Source organism: Pseudomonas sp. T8 (genome assembly GCF_024610635.1).
GTDB classification, from domain to species: Bacteria; Pseudomonadota; Gammaproteobacteria; order Pseudomonadales; family Pseudomonadaceae; genus Aquipseudomonas; species Aquipseudomonas chlororaphis_I.
Genome location: NZ_CP102374.1, coordinates 742682 through 766781 on the forward strand (window position 1 = coordinate 742682; position 24100 = coordinate 766781).

Sequence of the window (24100 nt, forward strand, 5' to 3'; positions counted from 1 at the left end):
CGCACCGTATTGGTACAGATGCTATATCGACTGGGTGTACGTGATGTCCTGCAAGCCAGTGAACCTGAGCAGGCCATGGACCAGATAACCCAGGCAGGCGATGTCGGGGTCATTATTTGCAGCCTGGATCACAAAGGGCTCGAAAGTCTGGATTTTCTTGGCCGGGCTGGAGAAAAGCAGTTAGTGCGTGCGGTGGCGTTGTGCGGCGAATGCAGTGCGGACTTGCACAGGGCACTGGAGAGTCTAGGAAGCCTTTCGGGGCTGCCGATACTCGGAATTTTGTCTGCGCCTTTTGAGCTCCGATCACTCTATGACCTGTTGCTACGCTATGAGCCAGGAGGAGCGATCGGTCAGTCTCATGCTGCGCCTCAAGCTGTGCTTTCAATGCTGCCCAACGAAGTGGAAATACGCCGCAGCCTGGCCTTGGGGCATTTCCGTGGCTGGTATCAACCTAAATTCCTGCTGGCCGACGCCAGCTTGGCAGGTGTCGAAGTGCTGGCGCGCTGGGAGCATCCGCGCAAAGGCGTGCTGCTGCCCAAAGACTTCCTGGCAGCCATGGTTGCCTATGACCTGATTGATGAGATGTTCAAGCAGTTACTGGACCAAGGGCTGATGTTGCTGCAGGCACTCAATCAACCGACGCAGCTGGGATTGGCCTTTAATCTGCATATTTCTCAACTGATCAAGCGTGAACTGGTAGAGCATATACAAACCTCTCTCAAGCGCCATGGATTCGCTGGAAGCATCTTGACCTTCGAACTGGCAGAAAATGGTCTTTCCGACCTGTGCCCAGCAACAAGAGACCATCTTTTTGAGTTGCACAAGATGGGCTGCAATCTGTCGGTCGACAACTTCGGTAGCGGTTTTTTTTCCCTTTCCTTGCTGAGTCAGTTGCCGCTCAGCCAGATAAAGCTCGATGCAAGCATTATCGAAGGAATAAAGGACCCCCATGACCATTCGCTAATTTCCTGTGCCCAGGCGCTTGCCCATGCCTTGGGCAAAAGTCTGGTCATCGAGGGCATCAGTAATAGGAGCATGTTGGAACGCTTGATCAATATGGGGTGTACTTTCGGGCAAGGCTATTATCTGGCCAGGCCGATGACCGGGCTGGATTTTCAGAGTTGGTTGAGCCAGGAAAATTTTGAAAATCATCTGAAAAGAAATCGCTGACTTTTACCTTCTCAACATCACGTAACTTATTGGACATTGTATGTATAAGGCAATTATAGCGGACGATCACCCGCTGATCAGACTGACACTCAGAAACATCTTGAGCGAAAGGGGATTCGACATAGTAGCGGAGGCGGAGAACGGTGCCGAAGCCTTGCAACTGGCCCGTTTGCATATGCCGACCATCATGGTGCTCGATATTTCCATGCCTAAGATGGGGGGGCTTGAAGTCATCACGCGCATAGGAATGATGGACCTTCCCATCAAGATCCTGGTCTTTACCTCGCAGGCAGCGGAGATATATTCCCTGCGCTGCATGAAGGCCGGAGCCGCTGGTTTCGTATCAAAAACCAGCCATCTGGATGAGTTGGTCAGAGCCATCAGTGCTGTCATGGACGGCTATAGCTTCTTCCCCAACCTGTCTGCCAGTTCGGTGCGCAGCAGTGATATTCATGTATCGGATGCTGATCTGATCAAAAGCCTGTCGGACCGCGAGCTGAGCATAATACAGATGCTTGCGAGTGGCCTGGGAAACAAGGAAATAGGAACGGCCCTGCTGATCAGCAATAAGACTGTCAGCGCCTACAAGGTCAAGCTTATAGAAAAGCTCAAGGTCAAATCAGTTATTTATCTGGCTGACTTTGCCAAGCGCAACAATCTGATATAGGCAGGTTTTTAACGGTATATATCTATTATTTATTGGTTGAAACTTACTCTGCACCAAAAGGTGCGCCAGCAAAACTCTAGTGTTGCTTCTTTCTGCCATCTGCTGCATCGGGTTGGCTGAGTCACGATAGTCGGCTGAACTTAGTAAACTTTCTGGTTTTGTTCGATGAGTTACTTCATGTACTTGCTTATTGTTTTTATCTTGCTTTCGGTAATTCTGAATATTGTTCAGTGCTGTCTTTCACGTCATGCACAGAATGTACGCGCAAATGAATACCACTTGCTTGAAAGCCGCTACGAACTGACTCGCAAGATGCTGGATGGAACACCTCACCCTCTCTACATCCGTGATCGCATGGGGCGAATGGTTGCTTGCAATAGTAGTTACCAGAACATGATCGGTCTTAGCGAAGGGGAGCTCATTGGTACCTCAGCACTTGATGAACCGTTTGCCGACAGGAACGAAGCGGAAAACTACCACAAGTATTGCCTGGCGCTGATGGGCAAGGGAGAACCCCATCTACATGATCGAGACCTGACCATGACAGACGGGCGAACCTTAAAAATCTACCATTGGGCATTGCCGTATCGAGGGTCCGATGGTGAGGTTGCCGGGATGGTCGCCGGCTGGATCGATGTCAGCGGACGCCAGCAACTGCTGCATGAGTTGAGCGAAGCCAAGAATGCCGCCGATGCGGCCAACCGGGCAAAAACCACCTTTCTGGCTGCCATGAGTCATGAGATTCGCACGCCGCTGAATGCCGTTATCGGCATGCTCGAATTGGCCATGAAGAAAGCCGAACAGGGTGTGACCGACCGCTTCGCGATCGAGGTGGCGTCTGGTACCGCGAAGGACCTGCTCGGTCTGATAGGGGATATCCTTGATATCTCCCGCATTGAGTCCGGAAAGCTTTCGCTGGCACCGGGGCGCGCCAACCTGCGGAATATTGTGGAGTCGGTGACCCGGGTATTCGAGGGCGTTGCCAAGCAGAAACATTTGTCCTTGGTCCTGGAGCTGGACGCCTGCTCGGATTGCGACGTATGGGTAGACTCTTTGCGGTTCAAGCAGATTCTTTCCAATCTGTTGAGCAACGCGATCAAGTTCACCGAGGAGGGGAGTGTCTGGGTGAGGATGCGTGCCGAGCCGGCTTTGGATGGCAAGTCTATCCAGGTGACCCTCAGGGTCGAGGACAGCGGAATTGGCATCTCCCGGCAGGACCAGCAAATCCTGTTCAACCCTTTTGCCCAGGCCGGCGACAATCCGCAGTCATCTTACAGTGGGTCGGGATTGGGGCTGATGATCAGCCGCTCGCTGTGCGAAATGATGGGGGGAACCCTGACCCTTTCCAGTTCCTTTGGCGAAGGCACGCAAGTTGTGGCCGCACTGCACCTGCCTGTTCTCCAGCCACAGGTTGAACAGGCAGTGGTCGAGGACTTGCCAGTGGATACCGGGGGACGGAGCCTGTGCGTGCTGGTGGTGGATGACTACCCCGCCAATCGCCTTTTGCTGTGCCAGCAACTGAGCTATCTGGGGTATCAGGTCGAAGATGCCGTGGACGGCGCCCACGGCTTGCGGGCATGGCGCAATCGTCATTTCGATGTGGTCATCACCGACTGCCATATGCCGATCATGAATGGCTATAACCTGGCGCAGGCAATCCGCGAAGAGGAGTATGCCCGTGGGCTGGAGCCCAGCCTGATCCTGGGGCTCACCGCCAATGCGCAACCTGAGGAAAAGCGGCGTTGCCTGGCGGCCGGCATGGATGAGTGCCTGTTCAAGCCGATCGGCCTGAAGGCACTGGAGGCCTGGCTCAGCGCCGCGCCCGAGGTGATGACTCCCGCCAGGGCCGAGCTTGAGGCTCGACATGATGGCATCGAGGAGATCGACCTCACCAATCTTGAGCAACTGACCCGTGGTGACGAGGAGGCAATGAGAAAGCTCCTGCAGGAGCTTGACAATAACAATGAAGAGGACATGACTCACCTACAGAGGTTGTTCGCCCAACATGATGTGCAAGGGCTCTCGAATCTCGCCCATCGAATCAAAGGTGGCGCCAGGATCATCGGCTATTCAGCCTTGATTCAGTCTTGCGAAGAGGTCGAGACAGCCTGTGGGGAACATGAAAAATCCGTTCTCACAGAAGCGATCAATAGTCTTTATCAGTGCATGGAGCGGCTGTCTTTCTACCTCAGGACTCAGTATCGCCTCAACGATGGGCGTGATTATGGTTGAGTCGCGGGCTGCTAAATCCTAGGCAAGATAATTCTGAGATATAGCGAGAATTTTCTCGTCTCGCGATAGTTTTTTCCTCGCGCATCTGGCGCCAACTACCCACACAATTGCGTTGTTGTTATTCACTCTCCCAATCACGGTAATCGGCCTGCATATAAAGCTGCTGCCTAAAAAAGCAATAGTCCGGTGTTTGTGTTGTTGAGCGAAACAATTAAATATTTTGCAAGAATCTACTTAACCTGAAGGAAATACCGCTATGAAGAAAAGTTTGATCGCTGTAGCGCTGCTGACTGGTTGCGCATTTGCAGGCATGGCCAACGCCGCTGACGGCACCATCAACTTCATCGGCAACATTACTGACGCAGCTTGCACCGTTACTGCAAACACCGCCAATCAGACCGTCACCTTGGGTACTGTCCAATCCTCGGCCCTGAATAGTGTAGGCGCTACCGCTGCTCCGACGCGCTTCAACATTGTGCTGACCTCTTGCCCGGCAAACGTCAACAACGCCACCATCAAGTTCGACGGCCCGGCCAACCCTGCGAACAGCAGCCTGCTGGCACTGACCAACGCCGCGGGCGTAGCGACCGGTGTCGGCATCGGTCTGTATGAGCAGGACGCCGTTACTCAGATCCCGGTCGGTAGCGCGTCGGCCAGCCAGGCACTGTCGACCACTGCTGACACCACCTTCAACTTCATTGCCAAGTATGTTGCCACTAACGCCACTGTCGCAGCCGGTTCCGCGAACGCCGTCAGCGATTTCACCGTTACTTACAACTAACTCGTAAAGTCCGGGCATTAAGTCAGCTAATGCCCGGTACGACTGAATGTTCAAGTCGCACCAACTTCCCTGAAAAAGAACAGGAAATGAGGAGCCACTCAAGGAGCACTTATCAATGCATTGGCTCAAGTCCGTTTGTATCGCCAGTTGCCTCTTAGGTATCACCCATACTTCGTGGGCCGGCGTGGTGGTGGGCGGAACACGTGTGGTGTATGACGGCTCGAAAAAAGAAGCCTCCATCTCCGTCATGAACCCGGAAAAAACCACGCCCTACCTGATTCAGTCCTGGATCGAGGACACCTGGGCCAGCGGCGCCCAGAAGGCCCCTTTCATCATGACGCCGCCACTGTTTCGCCTTGATGCGGGGCAAGAAAACGTGCTGCGTATCATCCGTACCGGTGGCACCTTTGCCGAAAACAAGGAGTCGGTGTTCTGGGTCAATATCAAGTCGATTCCTGCCACGGAAAAGTCCGACGCCAATCAATTACAGATTTCGGTAAAAACCCGAATCAAACTGTTCTATCGCCCGGCCGGTTTGTCCGGCTCCGCCAGTGATGCCTATAAATCCCTGAAGTTCAGCCGCTCCGGCAATCAATTGCAGGTCAATAACCCAACGCCTTACCACGTTTCTTTTTATCGCGTGAGCGTGGGTAAGGAAGAGATTACAAATGCCGGCATGGTGGCTCCACAAAGTTCCCTGACCTGGGCAATTCCGGCCGGCGCGAGCGGTGCCGCAAGTTGGCAGGCGATCAATGATTTTGGTGGTGTTTCTGCGGATGCCAGTGCACCCCTCTGATCAAGTTCAGAAGCCTGTTTTACCCCTCCCGTTTAATTAACTATCAATCCGCTGGATCAACTGCCCGCAGTCAGTGGGAGTGGCGTGCGCGTCATAAAGTTGAGTGGAGTTTATTGGCATGAAAAAATATCATCTGAACCCTGTGCCACAACTGAAGGCACGTGGTCGTTCATATGCGTTCACTCCCACTCGTCTGGCGACACTGATAGCGGCCCATTTCGTTCTGGGGATGAGTGTGCAGCCCGCCTCGGTATGGGCAGAGGACTATTTCAACCCTTATGCATTGGAAATAGATACCCTCAGCCAGCAGTCCATAGACCTTGAGCGTTTCTCCAGCCAGGGCGGGCAGCTTCCCGGTACTTACCGGGTCGATATTTTTCTGAACGACACTCGCATCAGCAATCGCGACGTCAACTTTGTCGATGTCGAGGGCAAGTTGCAGCCCGAGTTGACGCCGCAGCAATTGAAAGACATGGGCGTCAAGCTCGAAGCCTTCCCGACGCTGCAGCAACTGCCAACTGCGCAAACCATCACCCAACTGCAGGACTATATTCCGGACGCCAGCAGTCGGTTCAACTTCGGCGAGCAACGCCTGGATCTCAGTATTCCGCAAGCGGCGCTCACGAGCGAAGCCCGTGGTTATGTGGATCCCAGCACCTGGGACCAGGGGCTGACGGCTGGCCTGCTGAACTACAATTTCAGCGGTGCCAATACCTCGCGCGACAACCGTTCGGGGACCGACGACAGTTATTACCTGAACCTGCGCAGCGGCTTGAACTTGGGTGCGTGGCGGCTGCGCAACTACTCCACCTACAACCAGAGCAGTGGCAAAAGCGGCTGGGACAACGTCAACAGCTATGCCCAGCGGGACATTCAGTCGCTGAGGGGGCAACTGACCCTGGGTGACAGCTCGACGCCCAGCGATGTGTTCACCAGTGTCCAATACCGAGGGGCGCAGCTGGCATCGGACGACAACATGTTCCCCGACAGCCTGAAAGGTTTTGCCCCCGTGGTGCGTGGTATTGCCCAGAGCAATGCCCAGGTCACCGTGCGGCAGAACGGCTACATCATCTATCAGACCTATGTGCCAGCCGGTGCCTTCACCATTACCGACCTGTACCCCACATCGTCCAGTGGTGATCTGGAAGTGACCATTACCGAGGCCGACGGCACCGAACGACGCTCTGTCCAGCCGTTCTCCGCGGTGCCGGTGATGTTGCGTGAAGGGCGTCTGAAGTACTCGGTGACTGCGGGTGAATACCGCTCGACAGCCAGCGAGAGCAGCAAGCCAGCATTTGCCCAGGGCACGCTGATCTACGGTATGCCTTATGACACCACGCTGTACGGTGGCTTGCTGGCGTCTGGAAAGTATTCCGCCACCAGCCTGGGGGTCGGCCACGGGTTTGGCGACTGGGGTTCGCTGTCCACCGATGTGACCCAGGCCAAGACCGAATTGCGCGATGGCTCCCGGCATAACGGCCAGTCGTATCGCATTCAGTACGCCAAGGACATCGCGGCCACCGGCACCACCTTTACCCTGGCCGGTTACCGTTACTCCACCAGCGGTTACTACGACTTCCAGGAAGCCAATGAAATCGATCCTGGCAACTTCAATGATTGGCGCCGGACCTATAACAAGCGCAGCAAGGCGCAGATCAACATCAGTCAGTCGCTGGGCGAATATGGCAACTTCTATGTCAACGGTTACCAACAGGACTTCTGGCGGCAAAAGGGCTATGAGCGCAGCCTGAGCGCCGGTTACAACCTGAGCTACAACGGCATCAGCTACGGTGTGGACTACACCTATACCCAGGCGCCGATCTATGAAGGCCGCAACAGCAAGGATCAACAGCTGTCCTTCAACGTGCAGGTGCCCCTGGAGAAAGTGCTGCCTAACAGCTGGGTTCGCTACAACCTCAACACCAGCAAGAAGGGCAATACCACCCAGGACGTGAGCCTGAGCGGCACAGCCCTGGCGGACAACAACCTGAACTACAACGTACAGCAGGGCTATGCCAACCAGGGCATCGGCACGAGCGGCAGTGCCAGCGCCAACTACAGGGGCACCTATGGCGAAGCCCGGGCGGGCTACAACTACGACAAGAACTCGCAACAGGTGAACTACGGGTTCCAGGGTGGGATCGTGGCTCACCCTTACGGCGTGACCTTCTCCCAGGAACAAGGCGAAACCATCGCCCTGGTCCGCGCACCGGGCGCGGCGGATGCGAAGGTGCAAAACAACACCGGGGTGCGCACGGACTGGCGGGGTTACGCGGTGGTGCCGTACGTCAGTACCTATCGCAAGAACCGTGTCGCGCTGGATAGCGAGACGCTGGCAGACGATGTGGACATCGACACCAACACCCAGACGGTTATTCCCACCAATGGCGCGGTGGTGCTGGCCAACTTCAAGACCCGCGTGGGCAGCCGCGTGCTGATGACGCTGACACACCAGGGCAAACCGGTGCCGTTTGGCGCCACCGCCGCCCTGCTGCAAGAGGACGGTGCCATGGACAACAGCAGCATTGTCGGCACGGATGGCCAGGTGTACCTGAGTGGCGTTCCGGAAAAAGGTCAGTTGCAGGTTAAGTGGGGCAATACGGCGAGCCAACAGTGTCAGGTTGACTTCACCTTGCCAAAAGTTAATCCCCCATCATCAGTAGCGGCATCCGATTTTGTTTGTCGATAATCGGATAATTAGAGAGTGCGCAAATGAGAAATACCAAAGTAATTATCGCCTCGCTATTTGGCACGCTGACAATTCTTCCTGGGGCAGCCTGGGCTGTATGCACTTTCAATGCGGGCGTTAGCAAGCAAGTAAATAATATAAATTTCGGTACTGTGACGATTCAACGGGACACTCCCGTTGGAGCAATTCTGGCCACTAGATCAACAACCATCTCAACTGGAGACTACACGTGCACATCGTCTTATTCCTTCACATTTAATATAAGTAAATATCCGACTCCTAGTTCTTATGGCAACAAGGTTTATAATACTAATATCGCTGGTGTTGGACTATTGCTGGAATATACATATAACGGCACTACCTATCCGCTTCCAATTGCACCTTCGCCTACATGGAACGGCAGCGCAGGTACCTGGCATCATATCGGAAGCTATAAAGCTTCGTTAATCAAGACATCAGTTGGTTCCACTGGTGGCGGCAACTTAACCCCTGGTACATTGGCATTTGATAGCGTCGATACCCTAAGGGTTTTTGATCTCAACTTGACAGGAGTCAACACTATTGTTCCTGTGGCATGTTCAGTCACTAACACCTCCATCAATGTACCGATGGGCAATGTACAGCGTAGTACATTTACAGGCGTAGGGTACGAAGGGAGTCCGGTTCAGTTCCTTATCCCACTTAACTGCGACGCTGGCACTCGGGTTAATTTCAGGCTTGACGCGACCGCTGATAGTTCTGGTGTGCCGGGGGTGATGGCAATTAACTCATCCGTCACGGGTAATGCCGCCAGTGGCGTGGGGATAAAAATCACCCGCAATGGTGCACCAGTGACCTTTGGTACAACAGTCCCGGTAGCCGTAACGGCTAATAGTGGTACGTACAACATTCCGCTTATTGCGCAGTATTATCAGACCAGCCCCGCTGTCAAGGCCGGCCAGGCCAACGGAACAGCAACTTTTACCATGACGTATAACTGATTTTCCCACCTGTACTTATGTCGCAGGTGGCTGCGGATCCATCAAACATCAACGACCACCAGAACAAGGCGTTGGCACAGCACACCGAAAGAAGTGAGTACTTCATCAGACCAGATTGTTACGTTTGTCCAGGTCCGACAGATACACCAGGGAGCTCACATTGAGCTTCTCGATCAGTCGGGCTTTATACAGGCTGATGGTGTTGTTGCTGAGCGGCATGTCTTCGCCGATCTGCTTGTTGCTCAAGCCTTTGGCAAGCGGCTGCAGGATCGACAGCTCCCTCGAGGAGAGGCTCTGGCGACATCCGATTTTGTTTGTCGATAGTCGGGCAATTAGAGAGTAAGAAAATGAGAAACATCAAAGCAATTATCGCCTCGCTACTGGGTACGCTGATAATCCTTCCTGGGGGCGCATGGGCTGTATGTTATTTCCAGGATGACAACAGCAGCAAGGTAGTAAGTAATATAAATTTCGGGACTGTGCTGGTTCAGCAGGACGCTTCCGTTGGAGCGGTCCTGTCAACCAAATCAGTATACCAAGAAACTGGGCTATACACCTGCACATTGAATTACAACTTTATCTTAGGTATTGCTAAGTTCACGACTCTTAGCACTTATGGGAAAAGCGTTTATAATACTAATATTGCTGGCGTGGGGCTGTTATTAGAGCGCGGCCCAAACACATTCCCATATACGAAATCATATGGCGCAGGTAATTCTTTTATTACCGGCACCGTTACGGCCTCTTTAATCAAGACGTCAGATGGCTCTACTGGTAGCGGCACCTTAACCCCTGGTACATTGGCATTTATCAATGTTGATACCCTTAGGCTTACTGAATTAAACTTGACAGGAACCAACACTATCATTCCTGTGGGGTGTTCAGTCACTAACACCACCATCAATGTGCCGATGGGCAATGTACAGCGCAGTACATTTACAGGTGTAGGGTACGAAGGGAATCCGGTTCAGTTCGTTATCCCACTTGACTGCGGCGCTGGCACTCGGGTTGATTTCAGGCTTGACGCGCCCGCTGATAGTTCTGGTGTGCCGGGGGTGATGGCAATTAATTCATCCGCTACGGGCAATACCGCCAGTGGAGTGGGGATAAAAATTACATACAATGGTGCAGCAGTGACTTTTGGTGCAACAGTTCCGGCAGGCGTAACGGCTAATAGTGGCACCTACAACATTCCGTTTGTTGCACGGTATTATCAGACTAGCCCCAATGTCGAGGCCGGTAAGGCCAACGGAACAGCAACTTTTACCATGACGTATAACTGACTTTCCCACCTGCGCTTATGTCGTATGCCTCTACTGATCCATCAAGCATCAACGACCACCAGAACAAGGTGCTGGCGCAGCACACCGAAAGACACGATTTTTCCGTTACCGATTAAAGTTGAGGTCTGAAAGCAATCGATTCACGCCGCCTAGCAGCCTGAGTCCTGTGGCGCCAAAGCAAGGAGCTGGACCAAGCACATGGGCTGTACGTAAGGGCAGGGGTATTGATACGTCAGGCCCATGAGTGACGCTATGACCAGTAAGGTTCTGCGCGGCCTCATCGCCGATGAGTGTCACAGAGCAACAGTTGCGTATCGAAAAACTGCTAAACCTGACCGGGACATGCCACGTAATCTTCTCACTCAGGTCTAGGGAGGGGGTAGTCGCATGGAGATTCGCCTTCTTTACGCTAAGTTACAAATAAACGAGTGCAATCTGGTCGGGTTAATTTGCACAGTCGGTTCGCTGGTTGCATAAACCATAGTCACCGCAATGTGTCATTCTCTGCCATAAATGGACTTGGGTAACATTACTTTGAATATAGGCATTGCCACCGTCGACGAAAGTACGCCGTTGGGGGATTAAAGGAGCTTCGATCACTCGATTCTGGAAGGCGCTGTTTGCTGGTTGGCTTAGTTAGGGTAGGCATACGCTCTTTGTGGAGTAACGGGCACAGGTCTTTCAATATCTATGGAATTTTCTCTCGATCTCCGAGAATTTTCCTGTCGGGGGCGAGCTGTTTCTACTGTTGGCGCCCAGGGAGCTCCCGGAAAATTGGTGTGTTCCCTTCGCAATCGGGTGCCCTCTAATGTCCAGCCTGCCGCTCCGTGCTCCGGGGCTTGAAGAACTTCTATTTCAACGCTCCGTGGCTATCAGTTTATTGGTGCAGTTGGGCTGTGCTGGGTGTCTGGAGTACTGGCAACGTTTGTCCTGATGTTCTGAATACTACTACCTGATCGCATAGGCATGAGACTTATGCGAATGGCGCCCCTGCGTTTAGGTTTTGGAGATTGGCTTGCGCCAAATTGAAAATGAATAAATTTTTTTCTGTGGTCTGGAGTTTTTCACTGAGGTGCTGGGTGGTGGCCTCGGAGTTTGCGGCGAGCAATAAAAAGAAATCAACTACCAAGTCTTCTACAAACCCGGCAGGCAAGAAAACTGGAAGTGGACTAGCAGCAGTCGGTTTATTAGGCGGTAGTGTTTTTCTGATCCCTATAGGTGCATCAGCGTTGATTTTCCTGGCGGCGGGGTGTATTCAAACGGCTGAAGCATCGACCTACCCTCCTTCTACGAGCTGCGCTGGATCGGGAACAGCCCTTATAGGCCGAGTAACAGTCTCTGGATCGTTTGCGACCCCTGTTGATGGTTCTGGAACCTGGTCAAGCGTCTTGGGATGCGACTCCAGTGGCAACGGACAAGATGCTGTTTCCGTTTTCGGTTCTTATGCCCAGGGAACCGGTCAGGGGGCCGCTGCATTTGGCTTTTACTCGCTGGCGGGCACGTGGGCATCGGCGCTTGGGCTATCAAGCACGGCGACCGGTATCGGCAGTACAGCGTTGGGTTTCGGGGCCCAGGCACTCAGTACCAGTTCTGTCGCGATTGGTGGCGCGGGTGGTAACGGTACAACACCATTAACGGCGGCAAACTCCACGATTGCCACGGGCGTTGGATCGATTGCCATTGGTAGTAACGCGACACGCGGCGCTCAAACGAATGCGACCGATGCGATTGCGATAGGTGGTGAGTCCACGGCAGGAGCAACCTCTGCTATCGCGATAGGACATGGAAGCTCCGCCACGGGAACCTATGGGGTGGCTGCGGGGGATGGTGCCAGCGCTGCTGCCAACGCAATCGCTGTGGGTCGAGGCGCCAAGGCGACGGGGGCTGCAAGCATCAGCATTGGCCTTGGGAATACTGTCAGCGGCAATAATTCCGGCGCCATTGGTGACCCCAGCACGGTGTCAGGTGCTAACTCGTACTCCTTGGGCAACAACAACACGATCGTGTCTAACAATGCCTTTGCACTGGGCAACAATATTACGATACCCACCGGGCTTGATGGCTCTGTTGTGCTGGGTAACAACTCCACCATCGCCGCCTCGACGCCTACCGCGAGTGCCACGATCAATGGCACGACTTATAACTTTGCAGGCGCGACGCCCGTGGCCGGCGGGGTACTCAGTGTCGGTACTGCGGGTAGCGAGCGCCAGGTCACCAACGTGGCGGCAGGTCGCGTCACGGGCACCAGCACCGATGCCGTCAACGGCAGCCAATTGTTCGCCACCAACACAGCGGTTAATGGCGTGGGCACGACGCTCAACAACATCGTGAACAACGGTGCAGGCATCAAGTATTTCCACACTAACTCGACCTTGGCTGACAGCACTGCCACCGGCACCAACAGCGTGGCAGTCGGCCCGACTGCCAGTGCCACGGCGACCAACGCCGTGGCCTTGGGCAACGGTGCCACGGCGGGCACTGCCAACTCGGTGGCCCTGGGCAGTGGCGCGATCACTGTGGCAGCCAACGCCACCACGGGCGGCACGATCAACGGCACCGCCTACACCTATTCCGGCGGCGTGCCGATTGGTGTGCTCAGTCTGGGGACGGCGGGCAATGAGCGGCAAATCACCAACGTGGCAGCCGGTCAAGTTACGGGCACCAGCACCGATGCCGTCAACGGTAGCCAATTGTTCGCCACCAACACAGCGGTCAATGGCGTGGGCACGACGCTCAACAACATCGTGAACAACGGTGCTGGCATCAAGTACTTCCACAGCAATTCAACCCTGGCCGATAGCTCCGCCACCGGCAGTGACAGTGTCGCGGTAGGTCCGGTGGCCAGTGCTTCGGCAGCCAACTCGATTGCCGTGGGTAATGGTGCAGTCGCCAGCGTGGCTGACTCGGTTGCTCTGGGTAATGGCGCTACAACTGCTGCCGCTACGGCGACCCCGAGCGGTGTGGTCAATGGCTCCACCTATACCTATGCGGGATCTGCTCCGGTGGGTGTGATGAGCGTTGGCGCCGTGGGTTCGGAACGTCAGATCAGCAACGTGGCGGCGGGTCGGGTCAGTGCGACCAGTACCGATGCGGTCAACGGCAGCCAACTGTTTGCCACCAACATATCGATGAATACTCTCGGTACTCAGACCTCGACCCTGGGCAATACCTCAGCCAGCACCCTGGGCGGTGGCGCGACCTATTCGCCTGCTACTGGCCTTACCAGTTTCAGCCAGCCGATCAACAGTGTCAGCAGCACTGGTGCGGTAGGTTTTTCCACTGCCCAAACCAGCGTAGCGGGGGCCCTGACCGCGTTGAACAGCGGTGTGGTCAATACGGCCAATATCGCGGTGAAATACGACACCCTGGGCGGTAACACCATCACCCTGGGGGCCACCGGTGGTGCGGGGGCTCCGGCCGGTGGTGTGAACATTACCAACCTGGCGGCGGGGACCTTGAGTGCGGCATCGACCGATGCGGTCAACGGTGGGCAGCTGTATGCGACCAACCAGACCGTTAACAACATCGTCAACAACGGCGCAGGTATCAAATACTTCCACGCCAATTCGACCTTGGCCGATAGCACCGCTACGGGGACCGATAGTGTTGCGGTAGGTCCGGCTGCCAGCTCGACGGCTACTAACGCAGTGGCGATTGGGAATGGTGCAGTCGCCAGCGTGGCTGACTCCGTTGCTTTGGGTAATGGCGCTACAACTGCTGCCGCTACGGCGACCCCGAGCGGTGTGGTCAATGGCTCCACCTATACCTATGCGGGATCTGCTCCGGTGGGTGTGATGAGCATTGGCGCCGTGGGTTCGGAACGTCAGATCAGTAATGTGGCCGCGGGTCGGGTCAGTGCGACCAGCACTGACGCCATCAACGGCAGCCAACTGTTCGCCACCAACACATCGATGAATACTCTCGGCGCTCAAACCACCACCCTGGGCAACACCTCGGCGAACACTCTCGGGGGCGGCGCGACCTATTCGCCTGCCACTGGCCTTACCGGTTTCAGCCAGCCGATCAACAGTGTCAGCACCACTGGTGCAGTAGGCTCCAGCACTGTCCAAACCAGCGTAGCGGGAGCCTTGACCGCGCTAAACAGTGGTGTAGTCAACACGGCCAATATCGCGGTGAAATACGATGCCCTGGGTGGTAACACCATCACCCTGGGAGCCACCGGTGGCGCGGGAGCTCCGGCCGGTGGCGTGAAAATCACCAACCTGACCGCTGGCACCTTGAGTGCGGCATCGACCGATGCGGTCAACGGTGGGCAGTTGTTCGCCACTAACACGGCCGTCAATGGCGTCAGTAATTCGGTGAACAACATCGTCAACAGTGGTGCTGGCATCAAATACTTCCACGCCAATTCAACCCTGGCTGATAGCACTGCCACGGGGACCGATAGTGTGGCGGTAGGCCCGGTTGCCAGTTCGACGGCTACTAACGCGGTGGCTATCGGCAACGGTGCCGTCGCCAGTGTGGCCGACTCCGTTGCTCTGGGTAATGGCGCTACAACTGCTGCTGCTACGGCGACCCCGAGCGGCGTGGTCAACGGCACTACCTATACCTATGCGGGATCTGCGCCGGTCGGCGTGCTGAGCGTTGGTGCTTTGGGTAAAGAACGTCAGATCAGCAACGTGGCCGCGGGTCAGGTCAGTGCGACCAGCACCGATGCGGTCAACGGCAGCCAGTTGTTCGCCACCAACACCGCGGTCGATGGACTCGGTACTTCGGTGAACAACATCGTCAACAACGGTGCAGGCATCAAGTACTTCCACGCCAATTCGGCCTTGGCCGATAGCACCGCCACGGGGATCGATAGTGTTGCAGTCGGCCCAGCTGCCAGCTCGACGGCTACCAATGCGGTGGCTATTGGTAATGGTGCCGTCGCCAGCGTGGCCGACTCGGTTGCTCTGGGTAATGGTGCAACCACCGCAGCAGCCGTGGCTAACACCAGTGGTTTGGTCAATGGCACCACCTACACCTACGCCGGCGGAGCGCCGGTGGGTGTCTTGAGTGTGGGCGCTCTGGGTAAAGAGCGTCAGGTCAGCAACGTGGCCGCAGGCCAAGTCAGTGCGACCAGTACCGATGCGGTCAACGGTAGCCAACTGTTTGCCACCAACATATCGATGAATAATCTCGGCACTCAAACCACCACCCTGGGCAACACCTCGGCCAGCACCCTGGGCGGTGGCGCGACCTATTCGCCTGCTACTGGCCTTACCGGTTTCAGCCAGCCGATCAACAGTGTCAGCAGCACCGGTGTGGTAGGCCCCGCCACGGCACAAACCAGCGTAGCGGGAGCCCTGACAGCACTAAACAGTGGTGTAGTCAACACAGCCAATATCGCGGTGAAATACGATGTCCTGGGTGGTAACACCATTACCCTGGGGGCCACTGGTGGCGCGGGAGCTCCGGCCGGTGGCGTGAAAATCACCAACCTGACCGCTGGCACCTTGAGTGCGGCATCGACCGACGCGGTCAACGGTGGGCAGTTGTTCGCCACTAACACGGCCGTCAATGGCGTCAGTAATTCGGTGAACAACATCGTCAACAATGGTGCTGGCATCAAATACTTCCACGCCAACTCGACCCTGGCTGATAGCTCTGCCACGGGGACCGATAGTGTGGCGGTAGGTCCGACTGCCAGCTCGACGGCTACCAATGCGGTGGCTATTGGTAATGGTGCAGTCGCCAGCGTGGCTGACTCGGTTGCTCTGGGTAATGGCGCTACAACTGCTGCCACTACGGCGACCCCGAGCGGTGTGGTCAATGGCTCCACCTATACCTATGCGGGATCTGCTCCGGTGGGTGTGATGAGCGTTGGCGCCGTGGGTTCGGAACGTCAGATCAGCAACGTGGCGGCGGGTCAGGTCAGTGCGACCAGCACTGACGCGGTCAACGGCAGCCAACTGTTCGCCACCAACATATCGATGAATACTCTCGGTACTCAGACCTCGACCCTGGGCAATACCTCAGCCAGCACCCTGGGCGGTGGCGCGACCTATTCGCCTGCTACTGGCCTTACCGGTTTCAGCCAGCCGATCAACAGTGTTAGCAGCACTGGTGCGGTAGGTTTCACCACGGCCCAAACCAGTGTAGCGGGAGCCCTGACCGCGTTGAACAGCGGTGTGGTCAACACGGCCAATATCGCGGTGAAATACGATGCCCTGGGCGGCAACACCATCACCCTGGGAGCCATCGGTGGAGCAGGGGCTCCGGCCGGTGGTGTGAACATTACCAACCTGGCGGCGGGGACCTTGAGTGCGGCATCGACCGATGCGGTCAACGGTGGGCAGCTGTATGCGACCAACCAGACCGTTAACAACATCGTCAACAACGGCGCAGGTATCAAATACTTCCACGCCAATTCGACCTTGGCCGATAGCACCGCTACGGGGACCGATAGTGTTGCGGTAGGTCCGGCTGCCAGCTCGATGGCTACTAACGCAGTGGCGATTGGGAATGGTGCCGTAGCCAGCGTTGCTAACTCCGTTGCCCTAGGCGCCAATTCGATTACGGCAGTGGGCGCTGAAAGTTCCTATACCGCCTATCGGCTAGCGGCAGTTCAGTCTTCAGTCGGGGAGGTGGGTGTCGGCACGGCTTTGGGGCAACGGAAAATAACCGGGGTGGCGGCGGGTTCTGAGGCAACGGATGCTGTGAACGTGGCTCAGTTGACTGCACTGGGTAATCAGGTCGACCAGAATACAACCGACATTACGGCGCTTGATGGGCGCGTTACCACCGTGGAAAGCACGGTTAACAACATAAACAATGGAGGTGGGGTCAAGTACTTCCATACCAACTCTGTACAGGCCGATTCCATTGCAAGTGGTAACGACTCGATTGCGGTTGGCGGAAATGCCAAGTCGGCCGGTACTGGAGCAATTGCCATGGGAGCGGACAGCACTGCCTCGTCGGCCAACTCGGTTGCCATTGGGCAAGGGGCGAAGTCGACGGCAAGCGGTAGCGTCGCGTTAGGTCAGGGATCCAGTGACGACGGAAGAGGCGCCCTTACCTATACCGGTGCCTATTCAGGGGTTGTGAACTCTACCAGCGGTACTATTTCGATCGGTAATGCCGCAACTGGACAAACGAGAACGCTCACTAATGTGGCTGATGGAAAAGAAGCTACCGATGCTGTCAACTTGAGGCAATTGGATGGTGCTGTTGCTGAGTCAAAAAAATACACAGATAACTCAGTTCGCAATGTGAACACCGCGGTCGCCAATATGGATGGCCGAGTCTCCACGGTCGAGGGAGATGTCACCAATATCAAGAATGGCGCCGATGGCATGTTCCAAGTCAATAACGGTAGCACGGCCACGAAACCTGTCGCCTCAGGTGTAGGCTCCACGGCGGGAGGGGCGGGGGCTAAGGCTTCTGGAGCAAACAGCACGGCAATTGGTAACCAGGCTCAGTCCACCGCGCAAAATACTGTAGCTGTAGGCAGCGGTTCACAAGCCACGGCGAAGAGCTCGGCGGCCATCGGTAGCAATTCGATCGCTGACAGGGAGAACAGTGTGTCGGTGGGTAGCTCCGGTAACGAACGTCAGATTACCAATGTGGCTCCGGGTACCAAGGGGACCGATGCGGTCAACTTTGACCAGCTGTCAAAAAGCGTTACCAACATCACCAATAATGCGAATGCCTACACTGACCAGCGTTACTCCGAACTTCGCCAAGACCTGAAAAAACAAGATGACACTCTAAGTGCGGGTATTGCCGGGGCCATGGCCATGGCCAGTCTGCCTCAGCCTTATGCTCCTGGCGCCAGCATGACCAACGTGGGGGTAGGTAACTACAGAGGCCAGTCTGCGGTGGCGTTTGGTGTGGCCCATATATCCGACAACGGTCGTTGGGTGAGCAAACTGCAGGGCAGCAGCGATACACAAGGCCAGGTGGGATTGGCACTTGGTGTGGGTTATCAATGGTGATCTGAGCTCCGGGCTGAGATGCGAGGGTGGCATCTCAGCCTGGTTCGGTAGGCTATCGAGCAGTTAAACAGAAAACAGCATGAAGTAACGATGTCCTGCGCAAGGCAGAGGCCAGCTATATTTATGAATTATTAAGGTGAGTTATGACGTCCAAGATTGCTATTAGCTTTCTACTCTGTTGTTCTGTACTTGTTTCAGGCTGTGAGTCTGAAAGAAATGAATCCACTAAAGTTTCAAATATACCGCGTGGGTCGATAAATATTCCGTCGTTGGCCATTATTCAAGATGCGGTATTGGAACTTGCCCCCAGTTTTAATGGGCAGCGCAACAATGTATTTGCGGGACAGGCCTGTGCCCTGGTCAGAGGGGAAATCAATGTCGATAAACTAAAGGAAATATTGGCGAAGGAGGGCGCGGGGCTGGCCGGTAAAAGGTCCATGTCGGATGAGCAACTGGCCGTGTTGTTAAATGCAAATGTGCAGGCACAATCTTCAGCATGTGCTGCATTTCTAGCGACCTCGGTTTTGGTTCCGGTCGATGTCACTGAGTTCATGACGGTCGTCGGTGCAGTGGGAGGTGAGCATTCGAGCACATCGAAGAACCCGTCCCTTCAAATAAACCGCGACATGCTCGCGCAGGTCTTACCCGCAAAATTTGCAGTGGCTCAGGTGAATGCGGAAGTGTTTGCGCTGATTGCAACCGAGTTGCAGCGTCGGCCTGGGCTTTCGCTGGGTAAGTACCGAGAGATTTCCAAGGATCTCTTTGTAAAACTGTCCAGAACCTATTTGACCCGTCTTGAGCAATATCGACCGATACCTAGCACTAAGTTCGAACTGGCGAAGATGAATGATGAACACTTCACTTTCTCGTCCTCGACAGGAGGGATGTTCGACTATAGCCGCAATGGCTTGGTTCTAAGGCAACGAGGCGTTATTTTCTATGGCGAGGGGTTATTGTTGGGTGAAGTTTATCCGGTTGAAGTTGCCTATCTACCAGATGCGGAAAAGTTGTTGTCACCATAATTCAAACCGAGATGCGTCGACGCAAGGTCTGAGCCCCCCGCATCATTCATACGCATTCCGGTCGTCTATGCCGACCCGGCAGCGTGCCGAAGAGGCACGCCTGTTACCCCGGATGGACTAAGGCGTTTTCTCCTTGTTTGCGAGAAATTTCCTATCAGGGTGCGGACTGTTTCTACTGTCTTCGCCCAGGTCACTCCCGGAAAATTGGCGCATTCCCTTTGCAACCGAGTGACCCCAATGGCTAACCTGCCGCTCCGTATTCTGGTGCTTGAAGAGCATCTATTTCAACGTTCCGTAGCCGTCAGTCTATTGATACAGCTGGGTTGTCGCGAAGTGCTGGAGGCCAGCAGCGGTGGCGAGGCCCTTGACATTCTGCAAGCCGGCCCTGTGGATGTGGTCCTGTGCGACTTACAAATGGAAGGCATGGATGGTTTGGAGTTCATTCAGCGTGCTGGGGCAACCGGGCAGTTGGGGGCCATCATTATCAGCAGCTACCTGCCTTTCGACGTGCGTCGTACGGTTCGCCAGATGGGCGCATTGTTGGGGCTGCACATGCTCGGGGATATCGGTAAGCCCTTGCAGGCTGAAACTCTGCGGCAACTGCTGGAAGATTATTTGAGTCGGCAGCCGGCCATATTGTCTCCACCCACGGGTATGGAGTTGGCCAACGAGGAGCAGGTGCGACGGGCCTTGCTCGACGAGCAATTAGAGCCCTATTACCAACCCAAGTTTGATTTAAAAACCGGCAAGGTGTTGGGGGTGGAGGTTCTTGCGCGCTGGAACCACCCGTTCAAGGGCCTGTTGTCGCCGGCTACGTTTCTTCCGACGGTGGAGCGCTGTGGTCTGATGGATGAGTTGCTGTTCCGCTTGATGCTCCAGGCATTGAGCTTGCAGCGGCAAGTCAGGAGCCGGGGAGGGGAGTTGAACCTGGCGTTCAATCTGCATGCGGCGCAGTTGGCCAATGTGGAGTTGACGTCGCAGATCAAACGGATCCTCGCCATGTTCCAGGCACCGGGTTGCAGTTTGACCTTTGAGTTGACTGAGAGTGGTTTGCTGGAAGCTCCAGCGGTGTCCCTGGAAAACCTGGTGCGCCTGCGCATCATGGGGTGTCGCTTGTCGATCGATGATTTCGGCGCGGGCTTCTCCTCGTTGCAGCGTCTGTGCCAGTTGCCCTTCAACGAAATCAAACTCGACGCGGAGTTCGTCCGCGGTCTCAAGCACGAGCCTCGTTGCCGGGCCGTAGTCGCCAGTACCCTGGCGCTGGGGCAGACCCTGGGCATGTCTGTAGTGATCGAGGGTATCGAGACCGCCGAGCAGCACCAAGAGCTACTGACACTGGGCTGTACCCAGGGCCAGGGCTACTGGCATTCCCGGGCCATGAACGGTGCCGATCTGCTGCGCTGGCTGCAGCGCACAGCTGAACGGTCGCTAGGAGCAGCCCATGGCCAATAAAGCATTACGCATCATGATCGCTGACCCACAGCACTTTCAGCGCTTGCGCCTGGAGCGGGACTTTAACCGCGAGGGTTACTACGGCATCGCGCCGGCGTCGAGCCTGGAGGAGATGCTAACGTTGCTGGAGTACGGCGACACTGCCTTCGACCTGGTGCTGATCAATGCCGGCTTGACGCTCAACGTCCGTTTCAACCTGTTGGCGTTTTGCCTGGACCATCCGCTGATCCGCCAAGCTTTCATCTACGATGTACCGGAGTACCAATTGGCGAGGCTTGGTGCCCAGGTCAAATCCCGGATTGTCTTCAGCTCCATGCCATTGCCCGAAGGCGTACCGATCAAGCAACTGATCCACAAAGTCGACCAGCCCATGCTCAACGAACCGGCACATAAAACGATAAGTCACTCTTGATGGATCAGCGCCCAGTTATAGTGCATTTACCAAGTTGATCCGCCCTATACCAGGGCGCGAACTATAGAGGTATAAATAAAGGCAAGCCCACAATGGTGTTATCTGCCATGGGCGGTAACCCTTTACGTATGAGCTTTTGTTTCGGATGAGTATTCGCTGAGCATTGGTTGCACTAAAAAAGGGCGATAGTGCCCACTTAAAAACAAGTGAACGCTATCGCCCTCTGAAAGTTTTCCCGCTACCTGTTGAACCCTTGCCGCCATCCACAACAAAACATCAGTTTCTGGCTGGCTTGGATAAGACAGCTGCTGCTGTTAGTTATTATCCTGGTAATAACGCTGTTGCTGATGGCGGCGATGCTTTGGTGGTGGCGGGTCATAGTCATCGTCGGAACTGTATCTGGGAGCGCCGAGCGCAGTGCCGGTCACATTGTCGGCCCCACCGAGTGCTGTCCCTGTAACGTTTGCTGCGCCGCCGAGTGCTGTTCCAGTGATATTCGCCGCACCTCCCAGCGCGGCCCCAGTGACATTGGCGGCCCCACCCAGCGCCGCCCCGGTGATATTGGCTGCACCGTTGAGTGCCGAGCCAATGATGCCTTCAGCCTGAACGGATGATTGAAAAAAACCACCCATCAGGATACCCACCATTGCCAAGCTCGGTGCTTTCTTGACGCTATACATACGCCACCTCTACCTGAGAATTGAATCGAGCTGTAATGACCGAGTCAGATCAGCCAAGTATTTTTTTGACAACAACTGATCGCCGTCAATCTTGAAAAGTATTACCAAGAGTAACTGGGGTGGACAGTTCTGCTTCTTAGGTTCTCGGGTTAATGCTCGAGTTACTATAAGTGGCAGGACGATACCCACTTCAAATACCTACGACAGGTAATGCAGACACGACGTCATTAAACTTTTTTGTTGCGTTCAATTGACCGAAATTCTCCCTGTTAGTTCAAAAGGTCGTCTCACCGTTCATGAATCAGGGGTTAAGGCCAAAGGTGTCATACACAAGCTCAACCCTTGTATAGGGTTGAGAGGTGGCAGGTGTGACCAGCGTGTGGTACCTCGAAATGCCCCGGCAGCAGCAGCGCGCCGTTGTCTAGGCAGAACCTGAGTAGCTCGAACCGACTCTTGGCTGCTAGCACGCGATCCTCACACACCTTGCTGCTCCATTGCCAAAACGGAATCTGGATCGGCGAGTGCAGCATGTCGCCGCTAAATACCCCCGCGCGAGCCCTAGGATGACAACTCGATGCGGACATGACCGGGCGCATCGCCGACGCCGAACTGGTGGAGGAGGCGGTGAACAATGCCTGGCAGGCATTCGCCCGCTCCGACTGGGCCAGCCGTCCGCCCCGGGAGCGGGCGCGGGTGATGCGGCGCTGGGCCGACCTGGTGGAAGCCGAGGCGGCGATCCTCGCGCCGCTGGAGGCCGTGGGTTCGACCCGTCCGCACCAGGACGTGATCGCCTGGGACATTCCTTATGTCGCCGAAGGCATCCGCTTTTTCGCCGAGCTGGCGGACAAGCACGGCGGTTCGCTGGCCGCCACCCAGACCGACCGCCTGGGCATGCAGATCGCCGAACCCTATGGGGTGATCGCCGCCATCGCGCCGTGGAATTTCCCGCTGAGCATGGCCTCGTGGAAAGTCGCCCCGGCCCTGGCCGCCGGTAACGCGGTGGTGCTCAAGCCGTCGGAACTGACGCCGTTCTCCAGCCTGCGTTTCGCCGAACTGGCGCTGCAAGCGGGGATCCCGGCGGGCATCTTCAACGTGGTACAGGGCGACGGCCGGGTCACTGGCGATGCCCTGTGTCGCCATCCGCGGGTGGCCAAGGTGACCTTTACCGGCTCCACCGCCACCGGTTCGAGCATCATGTCCACCTGCGCCCTGGTCGGACCCAAGCCGGTGACCCTGGAGCTGGGCGGCAAGAGCCCGCAACTGGTGTTCGCCGACGTGCCGGACATCGCCAGGACCGCGCGCACCTTCGTCGAGCACCTGCGGACGTACTTCGAACAATTGCGCCCGGGACCGACCTGGTCGTCGGCCAGCACGCTGTCGCCGATCATTTCCCGGCAGCAGGCCAACCGCATCGACGGTATCGTCCAGCGTTCGCGCCAGGCCGGCGCCGAGGTGCTCTGTGGCGGCGGCCTGTTCGATGGCCTGGGCGGCGCCTACTACCAGCCGACCCTGCTGACCGGCCTGGACAACGGCAACCCGGCGGTCTGCGAGGAGATCTTCGGCCCGGTGCTGACGGTGCAGGCCTTCGACGATGAAGCCGAGGCCCTGGGCCTGGCCGAGCACGCCACCTACGGCCTGGCCGCCGGGGTGCACACCGCCGATATCAATCGCGCCCTGCGCCTGGTCCGGCGCCTGGAAGCGGGCTCGGTGTGGATCAACCGCTACTCGAACATCACGAATGGCACTGCGTTTGCTGGGTACAAGAACAGCGGGATTGGTCGGGAATTCTGTCACGAGACACTGAATGCCTACTCCCAGGTCAAGACCGTTACGGTGCAGTCTGAAGTGCCGACGACAGCCTGGTTTGCACCGCGTTAAACCCGGAGCACAAAAGAGCAGGCGGTTTTTGGATTTTGGGGAAGTGCCCTCGCCGGATCCCGGCGGTATGAAGCACCAGGATTCATTCGCCGTCGTCCGAACCGTGGCTGGCTAACGT

The 24100-nt window shown here is 55.9% G+C and carries 14 protein-coding genes and 1 pseudogene; 13 read left to right on the plus strand and 2 right to left on the minus strand.

The window, feature by feature from the left end; all coding sequences use genetic code 11:
* Window positions 1-75: 75 nt before the first annotated feature.
* The 7 genes from NRG23_RS03260 to NRG23_RS03290 all read left to right on the plus strand — a co-directional run bounded on the left by NRG23_RS03260 (window position 76) and on the right by NRG23_RS03290 (window position 9315).
* Complete coding sequence (locus tag NRG23_RS03260; protein WP_257373743.1) at window positions 76-1170, plus strand: EAL domain-containing protein; 1095 nt, start codon at window positions 76-78, stop codon at window positions 1168-1170.
* Between the two features lie 40 nt (window positions 1171-1210).
* Window positions 1211-1837 carry a response regulator transcription factor gene (locus NRG23_RS03265; protein WP_257373744.1) on the plus strand — a complete coding sequence of 209 codons (627 nt, stop codon included), beginning with the start codon at window positions 1211-1213 and terminating at the stop codon, window positions 1835-1837.
* A gap of 165 nt (window positions 1838-2002) precedes the next feature.
* Window positions 2003-4069 (plus strand): ATP-binding protein, encoded by a 2067-nt coding sequence (locus tag NRG23_RS03270; RefSeq protein ID WP_257373745.1) that lies wholly within the window; start codon window positions 2003-2005, stop codon window positions 4067-4069.
* Between the two features lie 256 nt (window positions 4070-4325).
* Entirely contained in the window at window positions 4326-4850 is a 525-nt protein-coding gene (locus tag NRG23_RS03275; protein WP_257373746.1) for a fimbrial protein, read from the plus strand.
* 115 nt (window positions 4851-4965) lie between these two features.
* On the plus strand, window positions 4966-5646 hold the full coding sequence (locus tag NRG23_RS03280; protein ID WP_257373747.1) for a molecular chaperone: 681 nt from the start codon (window positions 4966-4968) through the stop codon (window positions 5644-5646).
* Window positions 5647-5875: 229 nt separating this feature from the next.
* Complete coding sequence (locus NRG23_RS03285; protein ID WP_257373748.1) at window positions 5876-8335, plus strand: fimbria/pilus outer membrane usher protein; 2460 nt, start codon at window positions 5876-5878, stop codon at window positions 8333-8335.
* A gap of 23 nt (window positions 8336-8358) precedes the next feature.
* Window positions 8359-9315, plus strand: a complete 957-nt coding sequence (locus tag NRG23_RS03290; protein WP_257373749.1) for a fimbrial protein — start codon at window positions 8359-8361, stop codon at window positions 9313-9315.
* A gap of 105 nt (window positions 9316-9420) precedes the next feature.
* Here NRG23_RS03290 and NRG23_RS03295 read toward each other — a convergent pair whose 3' ends face one another.
* A complete protein-coding gene (locus tag NRG23_RS03295) occupies window positions 9421-9561 on the minus strand; it encodes a LuxR C-terminal-related transcriptional regulator (RefSeq protein ID WP_373922247.1) in 141 nt (46 codons plus the stop codon).
* 101 nt (window positions 9562-9662) lie between these two features.
* On the opposite strand from NRG23_RS03295, the gene NRG23_RS03300 reads away from it, so the two are divergent.
* From NRG23_RS03300 to NRG23_RS03325, 5 genes are all read left to right on the plus strand, one after another.
* Window positions 9663-10598, plus strand: coding sequence for a fimbrial protein (locus tag NRG23_RS03300; RefSeq protein ID WP_257373750.1), 936 nt, complete (start codon window positions 9663-9665; stop codon window positions 10596-10598).
* Between the two features lie 1031 nt (window positions 10599-11629).
* Window positions 11630-18538, plus strand: coding sequence for an ESPR-type extended signal peptide-containing protein (locus tag NRG23_RS03305; RefSeq protein ID WP_306674801.1), 6909 nt, complete (start codon window positions 11630-11632; stop codon window positions 18536-18538).
* Window positions 18539-18681: 143 nt separating this feature from the next.
* Window positions 18682-19560 (plus strand): hypothetical protein, encoded by an 879-nt coding sequence (locus NRG23_RS03315; protein WP_257373751.1) that lies wholly within the window; start codon window positions 18682-18684, stop codon window positions 19558-19560.
* A gap of 237 nt (window positions 19561-19797) precedes the next feature.
* Window positions 19798-21012, plus strand: a complete 1215-nt coding sequence (locus NRG23_RS03320) for an EAL domain-containing protein (protein WP_257373752.1) — start codon at window positions 19798-19800, stop codon at window positions 21010-21012.
* Window positions 21002-21424: a response regulator gene (locus NRG23_RS03325; protein WP_257373753.1), complete on the plus strand. Its 423-nt coding sequence runs from the start codon at window positions 21002-21004 to the stop codon at window positions 21422-21424. Before NRG23_RS03320 ends, NRG23_RS03325 begins: the two co-directional genes overlap by 11 nt.
* Window positions 21425-21738: 314 nt before the next feature.
* Here NRG23_RS03325 and NRG23_RS03330 read toward each other — a convergent pair whose 3' ends face one another.
* Complete coding sequence (locus tag NRG23_RS03330) at window positions 21739-22104, minus strand: hypothetical protein (protein ID WP_257373754.1); 366 nt, start codon at window positions 22102-22104, stop codon at window positions 21739-21741.
* A gap of 594 nt (window positions 22105-22698) precedes the next feature.
* Between NRG23_RS03330 and NRG23_RS03335 the strand changes: the two are divergent.
* A pseudogene (locus tag NRG23_RS03335) lies at window positions 22699-23982 on the plus strand (aldehyde dehydrogenase); the annotation flags it as partial.
* Between the last annotated feature and the right edge of the window lie 118 nt (window positions 23983-24100).

What these genes read in the sequence shown, in the direction of transcription:
- NRG23_RS03300 (WP_257373750.1), top strand. Translation starts at nt 9,663, where the DNA reads ATGAGAAACATCAAAGCAATTATCGCCTCGCTACTGGGTACGCTGATA.
- NRG23_RS03285 (WP_257373748.1), top strand. Translation starts at nt 5,876, where the DNA reads ATGAGTGTGCAGCCCGCCTCGGTATGGGCAGAGGACTATTTCAACCCT.
- NRG23_RS03270 (WP_257373745.1), top strand. Translation starts at nt 2,003, where the DNA reads ATGAGTTACTTCATGTACTTGCTTATTGTTTTTATCTTGCTTTCGGTA.
- NRG23_RS03315 (WP_257373751.1), top strand. Translation starts at nt 18,682, where the DNA reads ATGACGTCCAAGATTGCTATTAGCTTTCTACTCTGTTGTTCTGTACTT.
- NRG23_RS03305 (WP_306674801.1), top strand. Translation starts at nt 11,630, where the DNA reads ATGAATAAATTTTTTTCTGTGGTCTGGAGTTTTTCACTGAGGTGCTGG.
- NRG23_RS03275 (WP_257373746.1), top strand. Translation starts at nt 4,326, where the DNA reads ATGAAGAAAAGTTTGATCGCTGTAGCGCTGCTGACTGGTTGCGCATTT.
- NRG23_RS03280 (WP_257373747.1), top strand. Translation starts at nt 4,966, where the DNA reads ATGCATTGGCTCAAGTCCGTTTGTATCGCCAGTTGCCTCTTAGGTATC.
- NRG23_RS03290 (WP_257373749.1), top strand. Translation starts at nt 8,359, where the DNA reads ATGAGAAATACCAAAGTAATTATCGCCTCGCTATTTGGCACGCTGACA.
- NRG23_RS03325 (WP_257373753.1), top strand. Translation starts at nt 21,002, where the DNA reads ATGGCCAATAAAGCATTACGCATCATGATCGCTGACCCACAGCACTTT.
- NRG23_RS03330 (WP_257373754.1), bottom strand. Translation starts at nt 22,104, where the DNA reads ATGTATAGCGTCAAGAAAGCACCGAGCTTGGCAATGGTGGGTATCCTG.
- NRG23_RS03260 (WP_257373743.1), top strand. Translation starts at nt 76, where the DNA reads ATGGACCAGATAACCCAGGCAGGCGATGTCGGGGTCATTATTTGCAGC.
- NRG23_RS03320 (WP_257373752.1), top strand. Translation starts at nt 19,798, where the DNA reads ATGGCTAACCTGCCGCTCCGTATTCTGGTGCTTGAAGAGCATCTATTT.
- NRG23_RS03265 (WP_257373744.1), top strand. Translation starts at nt 1,211, where the DNA reads ATGTATAAGGCAATTATAGCGGACGATCACCCGCTGATCAGACTGACA.